This is a genomic window from Streptomyces piniterrae (assembly GCF_005048155.1).
Classification (GTDB): domain Bacteria; phylum Actinomycetota; class Actinomycetes; order Streptomycetales; family Streptomycetaceae; genus Streptomyces; species Streptomyces piniterrae.
The window spans coordinates 224,813-238,496 of record NZ_SUMB01000011.1 but is presented as its reverse complement, the minus strand read 5'-3'; the positions used below and the strand labels follow the sequence as shown (position 1 = coordinate 238,496).

General features: G+C 70.6%; 14 protein-coding genes and 1 pseudogene. 6 read left to right on the top strand and 9 right to left on the bottom strand.

Features of this window, described 5'->3' with window-relative positions; genetic code table 11:
• Nucleotides 1-247: 247 nt before the first annotated feature.
• Both FCH28_RS28705 and FCH28_RS28700 read right to left on the bottom strand, forming a co-directional pair.
• Nucleotides 248-466 carry a DUF397 domain-containing protein gene (locus FCH28_RS28705; RefSeq protein ID WP_136743065.1) on the bottom strand — a complete coding sequence of 73 codons (219 nt, stop codon included), beginning with the start codon at nucleotides 464-466 and terminating at the stop codon, nucleotides 248-250.
• Nucleotides 445-1,296: a helix-turn-helix domain-containing protein gene (locus tag FCH28_RS28700; protein ID WP_136743172.1), complete on the bottom strand. Its 852-nt coding sequence runs from the start codon at nucleotides 1,294-1,296 to the stop codon at nucleotides 445-447. Before FCH28_RS28700 ends, FCH28_RS28705 begins: the two co-directional genes overlap by 22 nt.
• Before the next feature lie 106 nt (nucleotides 1,297-1,402).
• Here FCH28_RS28700 and FCH28_RS28695 point away from each other — a divergent pair, with 106 nt between their 5' ends.
• Complete coding sequence (locus FCH28_RS28695; protein ID WP_136743064.1) at nucleotides 1,403-1,621, top strand: hypothetical protein; 219 nt, start codon at nucleotides 1,403-1,405, stop codon at nucleotides 1,619-1,621.
• 73 nt (nucleotides 1,622-1,694) lie between these two features.
• Here the strand turns inward: FCH28_RS28695 and FCH28_RS28690 are convergent, their stop codons facing one another.
• Nucleotides 1,695-3,392, bottom strand: coding sequence for a fumarate hydratase (locus FCH28_RS28690; RefSeq protein WP_136743063.1), 1,698 nt, complete (start codon nucleotides 3,390-3,392; stop codon nucleotides 1,695-1,697).
• A 227-nt stretch (nucleotides 3,393-3,619) separates the two neighbouring features.
• Between FCH28_RS28690 and FCH28_RS28685 the strand changes: the two genes are divergently transcribed.
• Both FCH28_RS28685 and FCH28_RS28680 read left to right on the top strand, forming a co-directional pair.
• Nucleotides 3,620-4,360: a DUF1707 SHOCT-like domain-containing protein gene (locus FCH28_RS28685; RefSeq protein ID WP_136743171.1), complete on the top strand. Its 741-nt coding sequence runs from the start codon at nucleotides 3,620-3,622 to the stop codon at nucleotides 4,358-4,360.
• A 176-nt stretch (nucleotides 4,361-4,536) separates the two neighbouring features.
• Complete coding sequence (locus FCH28_RS28680) at nucleotides 4,537-4,896, top strand: WhiB family transcriptional regulator (RefSeq protein ID WP_136743062.1); 360 nt, start codon at nucleotides 4,537-4,539, stop codon at nucleotides 4,894-4,896.
• A 91-nt stretch (nucleotides 4,897-4,987) separates the two neighbouring features.
• Here the strand turns inward: FCH28_RS28680 and glpX are convergent, their stop codons facing one another.
• The gene (gene glpX, locus FCH28_RS28675; protein ID WP_136743061.1) at nucleotides 4,988-6,019 is read right to left on the bottom strand and encodes a class II fructose-bisphosphatase; all 1,032 of its coding nucleotides are present in this window, start codon (nucleotides 6,017-6,019) and stop codon (nucleotides 4,988-4,990) included.
• A gap of 425 nt (nucleotides 6,020-6,444) precedes the next feature.
• Here glpX and FCH28_RS28670 point away from each other — a divergent pair, with 425 nt between their 5' ends.
• Nucleotides 6,445-6,954: a DUF4245 domain-containing protein gene (locus FCH28_RS28670; RefSeq protein WP_246103329.1), complete on the top strand. Its 510-nt coding sequence runs from the start codon at nucleotides 6,445-6,447 to the stop codon at nucleotides 6,952-6,954.
• 148 nt (nucleotides 6,955-7,102) lie between these two features.
• On the opposite strand, the gene FCH28_RS28665 is transcribed toward FCH28_RS28670, so the two are convergent.
• From FCH28_RS28665 to FCH28_RS28650, 4 genes are all read right to left on the bottom strand, one after another.
• Nucleotides 7,103-7,696, bottom strand: coding sequence for a malonic semialdehyde reductase (locus FCH28_RS28665; RefSeq protein ID WP_136743060.1), 594 nt, complete (start codon nucleotides 7,694-7,696; stop codon nucleotides 7,103-7,105).
• Nucleotides 7,697-7,892: 196 nt separating this feature from the next.
• Nucleotides 7,893-8,216: an exodeoxyribonuclease VII small subunit gene (locus FCH28_RS28660; protein WP_425472015.1), complete on the bottom strand. Its 324-nt coding sequence runs from the start codon at nucleotides 8,214-8,216 to the stop codon at nucleotides 7,893-7,895.
• Between the two features lie 48 nt (nucleotides 8,217-8,264).
• Nucleotides 8,265-9,500, bottom strand: a complete 1,236-nt coding sequence (gene xseA / locus FCH28_RS28655; protein WP_136743059.1) for an exodeoxyribonuclease VII large subunit — start codon at nucleotides 9,498-9,500, stop codon at nucleotides 8,265-8,267.
• Nucleotides 9,501-9,542: 42 nt separating this feature from the next.
• Nucleotides 9,543-10,949: an APC family permease gene (locus tag FCH28_RS28650; RefSeq protein WP_136743058.1), complete on the bottom strand. Its 1,407-nt coding sequence runs from the start codon at nucleotides 10,947-10,949 to the stop codon at nucleotides 9,543-9,545.
• Nucleotides 10,950-11,030: 81 nt separating this feature from the next.
• Here FCH28_RS28650 and FCH28_RS28645 point away from each other — a divergent pair, with 81 nt between their 5' ends.
• Together FCH28_RS28645 and ppgK are read left to right on the top strand one after the other, a co-directional pair.
• Nucleotides 11,031-12,023: a 4-hydroxy-3-methylbut-2-enyl diphosphate reductase gene (locus FCH28_RS28645; protein WP_136743057.1), complete on the top strand. Its 993-nt coding sequence runs from the start codon at nucleotides 11,031-11,033 to the stop codon at nucleotides 12,021-12,023.
• Between the two features lie 88 nt (nucleotides 12,024-12,111).
• The gene (gene ppgK / locus FCH28_RS28640) at nucleotides 12,112-12,972 is read left to right on the top strand and encodes a polyphosphate--glucose phosphotransferase (RefSeq protein ID WP_136743056.1); all 861 of its coding nucleotides are present in this window, start codon (nucleotides 12,112-12,114) and stop codon (nucleotides 12,970-12,972) included.
• Nucleotides 12,973-13,033: 61 nt separating this feature from the next.
• Here ppgK and FCH28_RS39945 read toward each other — a convergent pair.
• Nucleotides 13,034-13,324: pseudogene (locus FCH28_RS39945) on the bottom strand (DUF6542 domain-containing protein); the annotation flags it as partial.
• Between the last annotated feature and the right edge of the window lie 360 nt (nucleotides 13,325-13,684).

Genomic DNA, 13,684 nt, shown 5'->3' with positions numbered 1-13,684 from the left:
CACACGTACGGACGAGGGCCCGGCTCCTGAGAGCCGGGCCTCGCCTGTCCGCACGACCTCGCGCGGCTGCTGAGCCTCAGCGGCGCCGAAGCCGAAGCGGCTCAGCTGGCAGAGCGGGCGCATGCCGATGCCCTGAGGACCCTCGGCCCCGAGCACGGCACCACTGGCAAATGCATCGCAGCGCTGGACAGCGCGCGAGGGTAGACACACGAGGCTAGCGCCCGCAGAGGCCGGCGCCGTTGTGTGTTCAGCCGCTGGCCGGGGGGCCGCCGGCCTTCAGGCTCGCTATGAACGTGCTCCAGGCTTCGCCGGGTATGAGCAGGGCAGGCCTGTGCGGGTCTTTGGAGTCACGTACGGGGACGAGGCGGGGGTAGCCGTCGGCGACCTCGACACACTCGCCCCCCTCGCCGTTGCTGTAGCTGCTCTTGCGCCAGCGGGCAGTGCTCAGGTCTGGGTTGGTCCGCATGGCGTCCAGTCCTCCATTGCTGCTCGAATCATCGCCTCGGATTCGGGAGGCGAGAGGGCGTGGGCCCTGAGCAGATCGTAGGACTCCCGGCGCTTGGCGACGCTGTCCCGGTCTTCCACTATCGTGCTGGACCGGCTGCCTTCTTCGTAGGCCACCAGTGGTTGGTCCGGCATGGTGTAGAGAGTCAGCGAACCACCCGAGATCTCTGGATGCTCGCCCACGGCGTACGGCAGGACCTGCACAGTCACGTGGGACGCTGTCCCAGATTCCAACAGGGACAGCAACTGTTGGCGCATCACTTGCGGTCCACCCACTGGACGGTGCAATACCGCCTCGTCGAGGATGCACCAGTAGCGCGGTGGTTTGGGGGCGCTCAACCTGACCTGACGGTCGATCCGCGCCTTCACCATCGCCTCGATCTCCGCTTGTGGCGCATGTGGTTGTACGACGCGCATCAACCGTTCCGCGTACTCCGGCGTCTGGAGCAGGCCAGGCGCGGTGGCACTCATGTACTGCTCGATGACGGTCGCCCGGCTTTCGATCTCGATTACGCGGCGGTACTTGCCGGGAAACGGCTCCTTCTTCGCGACCTCGTTCAGGGATGCGAAGAGCCCCTCCGTCCCGAAGCAGGCGTCCAGCTTCTGTGGCAGGTCGTCGTACGGCAGCGACTCCGCCCTCTCGATCCGCGCGAGTTGGGATTTGCTGTAGTTGAGGACCTCGGACAGCCGTCTCAGCGACATCCCCGCCTTCTCGCGGTGGTGCCGGAGCCTGGCGCCGAACAGATCGCGCGCCGAGCGGTCCGGTGAGAGTTCATGCGGCTGGAACATCATCGGCATCCCCTCCGAGTCCCGTGAATGAGCTGGGACCGCAACACTCTGTCGATCGTATCCAGCGCAGAGCAACTCTGAGGGCACAGACGGCCACCACCCCGTCATCGTGGCCACTCCGAACCAGGCGGATGCCATCGACAGCCACACCGAGTGGAAGTCGGAGTACGCGACGTCCCAGATGGAGCCTTCGCAGATCCCTTCCGCGGACGCCTCGTTCGCAGCTTCGTACTGCATCGGCCCGACCCTCAACTCCGTCACCCGCATGCTCGTCCAGCGCATTCGGCAGGCCCGGCGCGGTCAGCCGCCGTCCGCGCAGGCGGCGTGAAGCCCAAGGGCCGGAGTCGCCACAGAGCCCCCGGCGGTTGCCGGGGGCTCCACGTACAGGCTCTGGCGGAGTGTCAGCTTCCGGAGCGCACCGGGATGCTGGTGAACGTGGGTGCCGGGGCTGGGTCCTGGAAGAAGTCGTTGCCCTTGTCGTCCACGACGATGAACGCGGGGAAGTCCTCGACCTCGATCTTCCAGACGGCTTCCATGCCGAGCTCCTCGTACTCCAGGACCTCGACCTTCTTGATGCAGTCCTGGGCCAGGCGGGCGGCCGGGCCGCCGATGGAGCCGAGGTAGAAGCCGCCGTGCGCGTGGCACGCGTCGGTGACCTGCTGGGAGCGGTTGCCCTTGGCGAGCATGATCTTGGAGCCGCCGGCCGCCTGGAACTGCTCGACGTAGGCGTCCATACGGCCGGCGGTCGTCGGGCCGAAGGAGCCGGAGGCGTAGCCCTCGGGGGTCTTGGCCGGGCCGGCGTAGTAGACCGGGTGGTTCTTCAGGTACTCCGGCATGCCCTCGCCGGCGTCCAGCCGCTCCTTGATCTTCGCGTGCGCGATGTCGCGGGCGACGACGAGCGTGCCGGTCAGCGACAGCCGGGTCTTGACCGGGTGCTTGGTCAGCTCGGCGAGCATGTCGTCCATCGGGCGGTTGAGGTCGATCGCGACGGCGTCGAGGTCCGGGCCCGCGCCCTCCGTCAGCTCCTCGTCGGTGGTCTCCGGGAGGAAGCGGGCGGGGTCGGTCTCCAGCTGCTCCAGGAAGACGCCCTCGGCGGTGATCTTCGCGACGGCCTGGCGGTCGGCGGAGCAGGAGACGGCGATGGCGACCGGGCAGGACGCGCCGTGCCGGGGGAGGCGGACCACGCGCACGTCGTGGCAGAAGTACTTGCCGCCGAACTGCGCGCCGATGCCGATCTTCTGGGTCAGCTCGAAGACCTTCTCCTCCAGCTCCTTGTCCCGGAAGCCGTGGCCGGTCGGCGAGCCCTCGGTCGGCAGCTCGTCGAGGTAGTGCGCGGAGGCGTACTTGGCGGTCTTCAGGGCGTATTCGGCGCTGGTGCCGCCGACGACGATCGCGAGGTGGTAGGGCGGGCAGGCCGCGGTACCCAGCGAACGGATCTTCTGCTCCAGGAACTTCATCATGGAGGCCTCGTTGAGGACCGCCTTGGTCTCCTGGTACAGGAAGGACTTGTTGGCGCTGCCGCCGCCCTTGGCCATGAACAGGAACTTGTACGCGTCGCCGTCGTTCGCGTACAGCTCGATCTGGGCGGGGAGGTTAGAGCCGGTGTTCTTCTCGTCCCACATTGTCAGCGGGGCCATCTGCGAGTACCGCAGATTGAGCTGGGTGTACGCGTCGTAGATGCCGCGTGAGAGCGCCTTGGCGTCCTCGCCTTCGGTGAGGACGTTCTGGCCGCGCTTGCCCATGACGATCGCGGTGCCGGTGTCCTGGCACATCGGGAGGACGCCCGCCGCCGCGATGTTCGCGTTCTTGAGCAGGTCCAGGGCGACGAACTTGTCGTTGCCGGACGCCTCGGGGTCGTCGATGATCTTCCGGAGCTGGCCGAGGTGCTCGGGCCGCAGGTAGTGCTGGATGTCGTGGATCGCCGCTTCCGCCAGCTTGCGCAGCGCCTCCGGCTCGACCTTGAGGAACGTCCGCCCGTCGGCCTCGAAGGTGCTGACACCTTCCTTCGTGATGAGGCGGTAGGGGGTCTTGTCCTCGCCCGTGGGCAGAAGGTCGGTATAGGCAAATTCGGGTTGGGCTGGGCGGGAGCTAGCGGACATTACGGCCAATCCTCACTCGACGGTGGCTTCGGCTGACATCAACGGCAGCGCCTGAACAGCGTAGAACCCTGGTGTCGCGGTGCCGGTGTGAGGTAAGGCTCAGTTCCCGCCGCGTCTCACTATCGCGATCTATCGCGTTTAGCTACGCTGTCGATGTGGACGCAGCAGAAGCAGATGACCGGGGGCGGCGTTCCCCGAAGCCGATGGACCCACCGGCGGACCCACCGATGGGGCCGGCCAGGACAGCGGATCTGACGAAGATCGTGGAGCGGGCCGAGGCCGTGGAGCGGGCCGAGGCCGCCTCCGGCCCGCCCGCCGAAGCCGCCCTTCGCGCATCCGACGCCGACCGAGACCGGGTCGCCGAGATACTCCGGGAGGCGCTGGCGGAAGGCCGGCTGGACCCGCAGGAGCATGCCGAGCGGATCGATCTGGTCTACCGGGCCAGGACCATGGGGGAGTTGGAGCCCGTCGTGCGGGATCTGCCCGTGGCGGCCGGCGGTCGTCCGCAGGCCGGCCCCGGTGCGTACGCGTCCGCGAGCGGCGGCCCGCTCCCGGATCAGAATCTGGTGGCGATCTTCAGCGCCGCGTCCCGCAAGGGGCGTTGGCGGGTCCCGGCGCGGATCAACGCCGTCGCGGTCTTCGGCAGCGTGGAGATCGATCTGTCCGAGGCGGTCTTTCCGCAGCAGCAGATCCAGATCAACGTCACGTCGATCTTCGGCAGCGTGGAGATCCGGGTCCCGGAGAACGTCACACTGTGCAGCAGCGGCTCCGGTGTGCTGGGCACCTTCGAGGTCGAGACGAACGAAGCGGCCGATGGCAACGCCCCGCAGGTCCAGGTCAACGGCTATGCCGTACTGAGCAGCGTCGAGGCCAAGCCCAGGCGCGGCGCCTGGATCCACGATCTGCGCCACCGGCTGCGCGCGGAGCGGCGCGAGCGCCGGAAGCACCTGGAGCCCTTCCGCGAGTAGTACGGGCAGGGGGTGTGGTGCGGCGTGATTCCTCGATCGCCACCGTGTGCATAAGCGTGCGTACAGCGGGTAGGGCTGGTGCATCGTCTCTCGTACGGCTGCGGGGTGCGAAAAGCCGTGCGCAGCGAGACGGGCAAGGGTGATTTCTTCGCCGAAGCCGTCGTCAGGAGTAGACCGTGCTGCTACCGCATCAGCCCCTGCAGGATGCCGCTGTCGTTCCGTCCCAGCGACTGACCGCTCGCGACGAGGCCGGCCCCTGGCATTCGGAGGCGGTGTGCCGCCGGGATGAAGCCGGGCTGTTCTTCGCCCCGTCCAAGGAGCCGACCGCCGCTCGGCTGGCCAGGGAGGAGGCCGCCAAGCGGGTGTGTGCCCGCTGCCCGGTGATGGTCGAGTGCCGGGAGCATGCGCTGCTCCAGCCGGAGCCGTACGGCGTCTGGGGCGGGCTGACCGCCGCCGAGCGCCGGGTCGTGCTGGCCCGCCGTCGACGGCGGGAGTCCGAGCTCCAGCGCGCCGCCCATATGCCCGCGGCGGGCTGAGCGCGGGACACATGGGCCGCTTCGCCCCCGCCGGAGGTTCTCCGGCGGGGGCGAAGTGTGTCGTGCTCGTCGACCAGGTCGTGCTCGCCGACTAGCTCGGGCGCTCGAAGTCCACCGAGCTGTACGCGCGGAGCTTGGAGAGCCGGTGCTCGGAGTCGATCTGGCGGATGGTGCCGGACTTGGAGCGCATCACGAGCGACTGGGTGTAGGCGGTCTCCGCGCGGTAGCGCACGCCGCGCAGCAGCTCGCCGTCGGTGATGCCGGTGGCGACGAAGAAGACGTTGTCGCCGCGGACCAGGTCGTCGATCTCCAGGACCTTGTCCAGGTCGTGGCCGGCGTCGAGGGCGCGCTGCCGCTCCTCGTCGTCCTTGGGCCACAGCTTGGCCTGGATGGTGCCGCCCATGCACTTGAGGGCGCAGGCGGCGATGATGCCCTCGGGCGTGCCGCCGATGCCGAGCAGCAGGTCGACGCCGGTGCCCTCGCGGGCCGCCATGATCGCGCCGGCGACATCGCCGTCGGAGATGAACTTGATCCGGGCGCCGGCCTCGCGGACCTCCTTGACCAGGCCGTCGTGGCGGGGCCGGTCCAGGATGACGACGGTGACGTCCTCGGGGGCGGACTTCTTCGCCTTGGCGATCCGGCGGATGTTGACGCCCACCGGGGCGGTGATGTCGACGAACTCGGCGGCCTCGGGGCCGGTGGCGAGCTTGTCCATGTAGAAGACGGCGGACGGGTCGAACATCGAACCGCGCTCGGCGACGGCCATCACGGACACCGCGTTGGCCATGCCCTTGGCGGTCAGGGTGGTGCCGTCCACGGGGTCCACGGCCACATCGCACTCGGCGCCGGTGCCGTCGCCGACCCGTTCGCCGTTGTAGAGCATCGGGGCGTTGTCCTTCTCGCCCTCCCCGATGACCACGACGCCGTTCATCGACACGGTGTGGATCAGAGCGCGCATGGCCTTGACCGCCGCGCCGTCCGCGCCGTTCTTGTCACCCCGCCCCACCCAGCGGCCCGAGGCCATGGCGCCGGCCTCGGTCACCCGGACCAGCTCCAGGGCGAGGTTGCGGTCGGGGGCCTCGGGGCTGACCTCAAGGGGGGACGGAAGATGGTGCTCGGTCATCGAGCGCACCTTTCTGTACGGCGACGGCCGGAAGGACGAGGGTGGCTGTGCGGGGCCGGGAAATGTCGGGGGCGCGGTGCTCCCCCAGACCTTCACAGTATCGGTACGTCGCGAAATTGAGCAGGGGGGCCTTCGCATGAGCAGCGTCAAAGAATGCTGTTGACGGGGGCGAATGCGCTGGTGGGGAGGTTGCGGCGGGTGCTGACAATGGCTCGTACGGGCCGTTGGCCGAGGCTTGGCGAGATCCTTGCGAGGCCCGGCGGGGAGCTTCGTACGGCCGGCGGGGCGGGGGCCGCGGTGGGGCCCTGCGGCCGGGCGCCGGGGCGCGGGTGACCGGCGTCACCGGGGGCTCCGTCGGGGGCGCGGCGGGCATGGGGGACGATAAGGGCGTGGCAAGTATGCGAGGCAGGCAGACGGTGCGGGACATGGTCCTGTCCCTGGCGGTGATCGGCGTCCTCGTCGGTGCGATCTATTTCTTCATCCCGCACGACGACAGCCGGAGCGCCGAGAAGAACGCGGTCCAGACGGTCGACTACCGGCTCGAGGCCACCATGGCCCGGCGGGCGGCGCCGTACCCGGTGGCCGTGCCCAAGGGGCTGCCGAAGAGCTGGCGCGCCACCTCCGTCTCGTACAAGGCGACCAAGGACGGCAAGGGCGGCGCCTGGCACCTGGGCCTGCTCGATCCGGAGCAGGAGTACGCGGCGGTCGAGCAGAGCGACGCTCCCGCGCGCGACTTCGTCAAGGACGTGACGCTGGGCGCGGCGAAGGTCGAGGGCAAGCAGGCCGTCGCCAGCAAGAAGTGGGACCGCTACAAGGGCGACACGTACAACGCCCTGGTGCGCGAGGAGCCGGGGGTGACCACGGTCGTCACCGGTACCGCGCCGTTCGGCCGGCTCGCGGAGCTGGCCGCTTCGCTGGAGACGAAGAAGGGCTGAAGCGGGACGGGGGAAGGGCCGAGGGTGCCGGCGTTCAGGTGCCCGTGCTTTCACGGACACCCCTCGTGCTCACGGACACCTTCCGTGCCTACGGACGAGGCCGCCGCACCCGCGAGGGGTGCGGCGGCCTCGTCGTACGACGGCCGGCTCAGACGGTCGTCGCGGCCTCGGTGAACTCCAGGCGCGGCGAGCGCGGGTGGAAGGCCTCGGCGCCGGGCTTGCCGATGTTGATGACGAGGAAGGACTTCTGCTTGCCGTCGCCGAAGAACTCCTTGTCGATGCCGGTGAAGTCGTAGCCGGTCATCGGGCCGGCGGCCAGACCGGCGGCGCGGATGCCGACGATGAAGTAGCCGGCCTGCAGGGTGGCGTTCTGGGTGCCGGAGGCCTCGCGGGCGGCGAGCTCGGAGAAGAAGGCGTCCTTGACGGTCGGCATGGCCGGGAAGAGTCGCGGCAGCTGCTCGTGGAAGTCCAGGTCGGCGGAGAGGATGACGGTCAGCGGCGCGGTCAGCGTCTTCGGGCCGTTGGCACCCATGGCGTGGGTGACCAGGCGCCGGCGGGCCTCCTCGGAGCGGACCAGGGTGATCCGCAGCGGCGACCCGTTGAAGGCGGTCGGCGCGTACTTCACCAGGTCGTAGACGGCCTGGATCTGCTCATCGGTGACCGGCTCGTCCGTGAACGTGTTGGCGGTCTGGGCCTCGCGGAAGAGGAGGTCCTGAGCGGTGGCGTCAAGGGCGAGAGACATAAGGGCACCTCGGTCGGTCGGTGATGGGTGAATCGGATGGGATTCAGGATCTATGAGAACCACCGTAATCGAGGTGTATTAACTTTCAACTAAATCCGGGGTCATTGTGATCCGGTTCACAGGGGAGCTTGGTTCGCGGGGGAGGGGGCCCGCGGGGGAGGGGACCGGCTTCCAGGGGCCCCGCCGGGCATCCGCCCTACGCGTCCGCCCCGTTCGGCGACTCCGTCAGCGCCGCGTCCAGCCGGGCTCGCGCGCCCTCCAGCCAGCGGCGACAGACCTTCGCGAGCTGCTCGCCCCGCTCCCAGAGCGCCAGGGACTCCTCCAGCGTCGTGCCGCCCGCCTCCAGGCTGCGGACGACCTCGATCAGCTCGTCCCGTGCCTGCTCATAGCCGAGCGTGGAGTCCACCGGCGGCACGCCGGGCCCCGCCGTGCCGTCCGGGCCGCTCTCCATCCCCGTCTCCGCCCCGGCCGCCGCCCCGTGCTCCGCGTCCGCCGCGCCGTCCGTCTTCGCCTTCGCCATGCTTCCCACCCTATGAGTCCGTGTACGTCTGCCTGCGTCCGCGTTTGCCTACGCGGGAGGTGGGGCGGCGGCCGGGACGCCGGCCACCCGCACCCGGAATTCGCCCTCCGCCACCCTGGCCCGCAGCTCCTCGTCCGCGCCGACCTCTTCCGGTGAGCGCACCGCCGCCCCGTCCGGCTTCTGGAGCACCGCATAGCCGCGCTCCAGCGTCGCCTTGGGGGACAGCGCGACAACCCGGGCGAGGGTGTGCGTCAGCTCCGAATCGGCCCGGTCGAGCAGATGCCCCAGGCACCGCCGCCCGCGCTCCAGCAGCGCGGCGATCTGCTCCTCGCGCTCCTCGACCATCCGCTGGGGCCGCTGTATGCACGGGCGGTGCAGGGCCGCCGCCAGCCCGCGCTCCTCCCGCTCCACGAAGCCGCTGACCGCGCGCCGCGCCCGCTCCCGCAGCTGCTGGACCCGGACCAGCTCCTCGCCGACGTCCGGCACCACCTTCTTCGCCGCGTCCGTGGGCGTCGAAGCCCGCAGGTCGGCGACGAGATCCAGCAGCGGCGAGTCCGGCTCATGGCCGATCGCGGACACGACGGGCGTCCGCGCCGCGCCGACGGCCCGCACGAGCTGCTCGTCCGAGAACGGCAGCAGATCCTCCACGCTGCCGCCGCCGCGCGCCACGATGATCACGTCCACCTCGGGCAGTGCGTCCAGCTCCTGGACCGCCTCGATCACCTTGGGCACCGCATGCACGCCCTGCACCGGCACATTGCGCACCTCGAAGCGGACGGCCGGCCAGCGGTGCCGGGCGTTCTCCAGGACGTCCCGCTCGGCGGCGCTCGCGCGACCGCAGACCAGGCCGATCAGCTGCGGCAGGAACGGCAGCGGCTTCTTGCGGTCCGCCGCGAACAGCCCCTCGGCCGCCAGCGACTTCTTCAACTGCTCCAGTCTGGCGAGGAGTTCACCGACCCCGACCGGCTTGATCTCGGCGGCCCGCAGCGACAGCTGGCCCCGCGGGGCGTACCACTCCGGCTTGGCGTGCACCACCACCCGGGCGCCCTCGCCGACCACCTCGGAGACCTTGTCGAAGACCTGGCGGTAGCACGTCACGCTCACCGAGATGTCGTACGACGGGTCACGCAGCGTCAGAAAGACGACGCCCGCGCCGGGGCGGCGCGAGAGCTGGGTGATCTGCCCCTCGACCCATACCGCGCCGAGGCGGTCGATCCACCCGCCGATGAGCCGGGACACCTCGCCGACCGGGATCGGCGCTTCCGGGGACGTAGAGACAGCCATACGAGCGAGACTAGCGGCGGGCACTGACAGCGGCCGCCGACCTCACGCCCCCGCCCCCCGCCGGGCCCGAAACTGCGCCACCAGCACCCCCGCCCCCACCACCAGCCACACAGCCGCCACCGCCTGGGCCGCCGCGGACGCCTCCACGATCACCGCCACCACCACAGCGAACCCCAGCACCGGCACCACCAGATGCCGCAGCAGGCTCGGTGCCCCTGACCCCCTGCGGACCCAGAACCAGCCGATCACCGACGCGTGCAGCAGCGCGAACGCGCTCAGCGCCCCGACGTTCACGATCGACGACAGCTGATCGAGACCGTCATCCCGGCGGGCCGCCCACACCGCCGCCACCAGCGTCACCACCGCCGCACCCAGCAGCGCCCGGCGCGGCACCCCGCTCCCCGCGTCCACCTTCGACATCGCCCCGGGCAGCCGCCGGTCCCGGGCCATCGCGAACAGCAGCCGGCCCGCCGCCGCCTGCCCCGCCAGCGCCGCGAACGCCGCACCGACCGCCTTGCTCACCGCCACCAGATCGTGCAGCCAGCCGCCCACCGCGGCGTCGACCGTGACGTAGAACGCGTCGCCCTGCCCACCGGGCCGCGCCGCCAGCTCCGCCGCGCTCATCGGCGCCAGCAGCGCCGCCAGATACGTCTGCACCGCGAACAGCACACCGGCCACCGCCAGACAGGTGAGCACCGCCCGCGCCACCCGGTCAGGGCCGCCCGGCCCCGGGCCCTCCCCGGCGCCCGGTGCCCCCTTCGCCTCCTCCGCGAACGACGCGATGGCGTCGAAGCCCAGATACGACAGCACCGCCACCGACACCGCGGAGAGCACCGCCGTCATCGAGAAGCCGCCCTGGCCGGTCAGCGGGTCCGCCCAGCCGCGCTGCGCACCATGGGCGATCAGCTCGGCGGCGGCCGCCACCACGAACACCGCCAGCACCGCGATCTCCATCGCCAGCACCGCGAACCCCACCACCGCCGCGGTCCGCACGCCCCACAGGTTCAGCAGCGTCGTCACGATCACCGCGATCGCCGTCCACACCCACTGGTGCACCGACGGCACCAGGGCGTGCATGGCGATCCCGGAGAACAGATACGCCACCGCCGGGATCAGCAGATAGTCCAGCATCGCCAGCCATCCGGCGAGGAACCCCGCGCCGTCGCCCAGACCCACCCGGGCGTAGGTGTAGACCGAACCGGCCTGCGGCGCGACCCGCACCATCTGGGCGTACGAGCAGGCGGTGAAGCCCATCGCGAGGGTCGCGACCACGTAGACGGCGGTGATCGCGCCGTCCGACTTGGCCAGCAGTGTGCCGAAAATGCCGACCGGCGCCATCGGGGCGATGAACAGCAGCCCGTAGACGATCAGATCCCGCAGGGTCAGCGTCCGCCGCAGCGTCCCGGCACCCGTGCCCTGGTCGTCCCTCGCGCCGATCGTCTCCGGCATCCCGCCTCCCTCGTCCGCTCCTGCACAGTCTGGGCCCTGGGCGATCTTCGGGCGCGGGGGCGCGGCCTTACGATGGGACGCATGACTGCACTGCCCAGCCAGCAGCCCACCCGCAAGGTCCTGCTCGCCGCCCCCCGTGGCTACTGCGCGGGCGTGGACCGCGCCGTGATCGCCGTCGAGAAGGCCCTCGAGCAGTACGGCGCCCCCGTCTACGTGCGACACGAGATCGTCCACAACAAGTACGTCGTGAAAACCCTGGAGAAGAAGGGCGCGATCTTCGTCGACGAGACGGAAGAGGTGCCCGAGGGCAACATCGTCATCTTCTCGGCGCACGGCGTCGCCCCCGTGGTCCACGAAGAGGCAAAGCGCGGCAAGCTCGCCACCATCGACGCCACCTGCCCGCTGGTCACCAAGGTCCACAAGGAAGCGATCCGCTACGCCAAGGAGGACTACGACATCCTCCTGATCGGCCACGACGGCCACGAAGAGGTCATCGGCACCAGCGGCGAGGCGCCGGAGCACATCACCCTCGTCGACGGCCCCGAGGACGTCGCCAACGTCGAGGTCCGCGACCCCGACAAGGTCGTCTGGCTGTCCCAGACCACGCTGTCCGTCGACGAGACCATGGAGACCGTCGACGCGCTCAAGGGCCGCTACCCCAACCTCCTCTCGCCGCCGAGCGACGACATCTGCTACGCCACCCAGAACCGCCAGACCGCGGTGAAGCAGATGGGCGCCGAGGCCGACCTCGTCATCGTCGTCGGCTCCAAGAACTCCTCCAACTCGGTCCGTCTCGTCGAGGTCGCCCTGGGCGCCGGCGCGCGCGACGCCCACCTGGTCGACTACGCCGAGGAGATCGACGAGGCCTGGCTGGAGGGCGTCGGCACGGTCGGCGTCACCTCCGGAGCCTCCGTCCCCGAGGTCCTCGTCCACGGCGTCCTGGACTGGCTCGCCCAGCGCGGCTACGAGGACGTCGAGACCATCACGGCCGCCGAGGAGTCCATCCACTTCTCGCTGCCGAAGGAACTCCGCCGCGACCTGCGCGCCGAGGCGAAGTCGGCCGTCGAGGACTGAGACGGGCCACACCGGGGACCCGGACGGGCAGCGGCCAACGTGGGCATCCCGGGGGCGATCGGCCGGGTCCGCGCCTAGCCTTTTCCCCATGAGGGTCTTCGGTGTGGACATCGGCGGATCGGGCATCAAGGGTGCCCCGGTGGATCTGGAGCGCGGCGACCTCGCCGACGAGCGCTACAAGGTGCTGACCCCGAGACCGGCCACCCCGGACGCGGTCGCGGACTGCGTCAAAGAGGTCGTGGAACACTTCGGCTGGTCGGGCCCGGTCGGCGCGACCTTCCCCGGCGTGGTCACCGGCGGTACCACCCGCACCGCCGCCAATGTCGACAAGCGCTGGATCGGCACGGACGCCGGCGCGCTGCTCACCGGCCGGCTCGGCGGCGGCCCGTACGGCGGCCCGGTGACGGTGCTCAACGACGCGGACGCGGCCGGGCTGGCCGAGATGCGGTTCGGCGCGGGCCGCGGCCGCACCGGCACCGTCATCGTGCTCACCTTCGGCACCGGCATCGGCAGCGCCGTCTTCACCGGCGGCCGGCTGGTCCCCAACACCGAGCTCGGCCACCTGGAGCTGCACGGCCACGACGCCGAGAAACGCGCCTCCACCAAGGCCAAGGAGGACGGGGAACTGAGCTGGCAGCAGTGGGCGCACCGGGTCCGCAAATACCTCGCCCATGTGGAGATGCTGTTCTCGCCCGAGCTGTTCGTGATCGGCGGCGGGGTGAGCCGCAAGGCGGAGAAGTTCCTGCCGCTCATCGAGAACATCAGGGCCGAGATCGTGCCGGCGCAGCTTCAGAACAATGCGGGGATCGTGGGTGCCGCCATGGCTGCCCAGGCCGCTCGGGCAGGTGGTCCGCCGGGCGCCGACGGCTCCCCGCCGGCCGCCGCGACCGCCCGGGGCGCCCGCTCGGTGGTGGAGTCACCGGTTGGATGGCCCGACGCCGCGAGATGAGGACCGCTTTGCGGAACAGCGCGATCAGCGCGCAGGACAGGGTGCCGGCGTAGATCCACCCCGCGTTCAGCGCGAGGACCGTGAACACCCCCATCAGCACCCCGCTGAACCCGTCGGTGCCGCGCTGGATCGGCAGCGCCCCGATGGTGAACGCGATCGGCAGCGCGATCGGCGCGGTGATCAGGTCGTACGGCCGTACCCATGTCGCCGCGCACACGCTGACCAGCAGGAAGAACACGCCGTAGGGGGTCGGTGCGCGGCCGAGCAGCAGCCGGTCCAGGAACCCGAAGGCGAGCAGCGCGAGGGTGCCGAGCAGCCAGCAGCCGAGGCCGGTGAGCTTGGCCGCCGGCATCCGGCGCAGCAGCCGGGTCAGGCCGGCCGGCGCGGGCGGCAGCGGGCGCGGCCGTCTCCGTGCCCGGTACACGGTCGAGGTCTCCCGGCCGCCGGTGACCGGATACGGCCCGGACTGCCCCGACTGCTCGGACTGCCCTGACTGCCCGGTCCAGGAGGTCTGCTCGGCGCTGTACGGGCCGGCGGCCTCCGCGGGGCGGGGGAACCGTGCGTCCGGGCCCGCCGCCGGACCGCCGGACGGTTGCGGACTGTACTGAGGCGTGCGCGCTTCGTGTTGCTCCACTCGGCAACGGTAGGCCGCCAAGTGGGATTAACAGGTCACAGGACACGCGCTTTGGGTGAGCTTGCGGCTCCGTTCAGC